The 708-nt window shown below is 64.8% G+C and carries 1 protein-coding gene; it reads left to right on the top strand.

What is annotated here, in order from left to right; translation table 11 throughout:
* On the top strand, positions 1–708 hold a 708-nt coding region (gene istA, locus IEY33_RS19065; RefSeq protein ID WP_188964870.1), incomplete at both ends, for an IS21 family transposase.

Genomic DNA, 708 nt, shown 5'->3' with positions numbered 1-708 from the left:
GCTCTTCGTCGACTATGCCGGTCTGACCCTGGCCATCACCGACCCCAGGACCGGGGTGGTGCACCCCGGTCAGGTCTTCGTCGCCACACTCGGCGCCAGCGATTACACCTACGCGGAGGTGACCCGCACCCAGAGCAGCGAGGACTGGCTGTCCTCACACGTCCGCGCACTCGCGTTTTTCGGTGGCGTCCCGGAGACCATCGTGCCCGATAACCTCAAGTCGGGCGTGACCCACCCCAGCCGTTATGAACCGGAGCTCAACCGCGCGTACGCGGAATTTGCCGAGTATTACGGCGTCGCGGTCATTCCGGCCCGGGTCCGCAAGCCCAAAGACAAGGCGCTGGTGGAAGTCCACGTGCAGATCATCGAACGGCGACTGCTGGCCCCGCTGCGCGACCAGGTCTACTTCAGCGTGGCGGCCGCCAACGAGGCCCTGCGTCCACTCCTTCAGGAACTCAACCTCAAACCCTTTCAGAAGCGGCCAGGGAGCCGCTTCGAACTGTTCACCGAGCTGGACCAGCCGGCCCTGCGTCCCCTGCCACTCCAGCCGTTCGAGATCGCCGCCTGGAAACGCACCACCGTTGGGTTGGACTACCACGTCGAACTGGAGGGCCACCACTACAGCGTGCCGTACCGGCACGCGAAGACTTCGGTCGATCTGCGACTCACACCCCACCTGGTCGAGGTGTTCCTGAACAGCGTGCGGAT

The organism is Deinococcus aquiradiocola (assembly GCF_014646915.1).
GTDB classification, from domain to species: Bacteria; Deinococcota; Deinococci; order Deinococcales; family Deinococcaceae; genus Deinococcus; species Deinococcus aquiradiocola.
This window is presented reverse-complemented; position numbering and strand designations above follow the sequence as displayed.